Source organism: Streptococcus sp. GMD1S (genome assembly GCF_000296875.1).
Taxonomy (GTDB): Bacteria; Bacillota; Bacilli; order Lactobacillales; family Streptococcaceae; genus Streptococcus.
Genome location: NZ_AJQY01000355.1, coordinates 1 through 1776, shown reverse-complemented (window position 1 = coordinate 1776; position 1776 = coordinate 1). Strand labels below are relative to the sequence as shown.

The 1776-nt window shown below is 42.2% G+C and carries 1 protein-coding gene; it reads right to left on the bottom strand.

What is annotated here, in order from left to right; genetic code table 11:
• Positions 1–175 precede the first annotated feature (175 nt).
• Positions 176–1615 carry a 6-phospho-beta-glucosidase gene (locus tag GMD1S_RS10235; RefSeq protein WP_000136073.1) on the bottom strand — a complete coding sequence of 480 codons (1440 nt, stop codon included), beginning with the start codon at positions 1613–1615 and terminating at the stop codon, positions 176–178.
• Positions 1616–1776 lie beyond the last annotated feature (161 nt).

The window sequence follows — 1776 nt, the reverse complement described above, 5'->3', positions numbered from 1 at the left end:
GTTCCACCCCAGATTTTTTCTTGCATAACTGATTGTAAAAATAATGGTTCTGACATCTTGATCTCCTGTCTATTTTTCTCACTTCATTATAGCAAAAAGCCAGGTCTAATTGAACTCTTTTTCACATCTTATAAAGTAGGGAGAAGATTTTATAAAAATAGTGAACAAATGTGCTCTACTTAATACTTGCACCATTGCTGGCAATGACATCCTTGTACCAGTAGAAGGATTTCTTCTTGCTCCGTTTGAGACTTCCTTGACCTGCATTATCACGATCCACATAGATAAAACCATAACGCTTGTTCATTTCGCCTGTTCCAGCAGAAACCAGATCTATACAACCCCAAGTCGTATAACCAAGCAATTCAACGCCATCTTGGTAAATAGCATCTCGCATAGCCTTGATGTGGGCTTCTAGATAAGCAATCCGATAGTCATCTGCTACGTATCCATTTTCATCTGGCGTGTCCATAGCACCGAGGCCATTTTCTACGATGAACATAGGCTTTTGATAACGATCCCAGATAGCATTGAGGGTGATACGAAGCCCCAGTGGGTCAATCTGCCAACCCCATTCAGAGGATTCTAGATAAGGATTTTTGATAGAGGCAAAGACATTTCCAGCGGTCAGATTCGTCACTTCTGGATCGCCTGAGGCCACTCGACTCGCATAGTAAGAGAAGGAAACAAAATCAACAGTGTGATTCTTCAACAAATCCAAATCCTCTGCCGTCATTTCAATTTCTATCCCCTCACGCTCCCACTGTTTCTTGGCATAGTTTGGGTATTCCCCACGCGCTTGGACGTCAATGAAGAAGTAACTCTTACGGTCTTCCTCCATAGCTGCCCAGTAGTCTCTCGGATGGGCAGTGTTGGGATAGTATTGTCCTGCTGCCAACATACATCCCACCTTGTTTTCTGGATCAATTTCGTGAGCAATTTTAGTCGCCATAGCCGAGGCTACCAGCTCATGGTGGGCTGCTTGGTATTTGATCTGTTCTTGATTTTCTCCTTCTTCAAAACAAATCCCAGCTCCTAAAAAGGGGGCATGCAGAATCATATTGATTTCGTTGAAGGTGAGCCAGTACTTGACCAAGCCCTTGTAACGGGTAAAGAGGGTGTGACAGAGATTTGCGTAAAAGTCCAACATACGACGATTGCGCCAACCACCGTACTCCCTAATTAAGTGCATGGGGCAATCGAAATGCGTGATGGTCACCAGTGGTTCAATTCCATACTTGTGGCATTCCTTAAATAAATCCTCATAAAAAGCTAGACCAACTTCATTTGGCTCTGCTTCGTCACCTTGAGGAAAAATCCGAGTCCAAGCAATGGAAAGTCGATAGGTTTTAAATCCCATTTCTGCAAAAAGCGCAATATCTTCCTTGTAATGATGGTACATATCAATGGCTTCCTTTGCTGGGTAAAAATAGCCCTCCTCAAACGAAAACATCTTTTTCTGACCTGTAATAATAGCCTCACGGTCTGGACCAATCGGTACCACATCCACATTAGCAAGACCACGGCCATCTTGATTATAAGCACCCTCACATTGATTAGCTGCCGTAGCACCACCCCAGAGGAATCCTTCTGGAAATTGTAGTATTTCTGTCATCACTTTACCTCGATTGATTTATTACTTCTATTATACTAAAAAGGAGGCAAAAAGTTTGGAACCCTCTGGATAATAATAGCACTAAACTTACTTTTATATATACGAAAAAAAGACTGAAACCAGTCTTCTTTTTAAATCAAAGCTGTGATAGCCGTTACTAG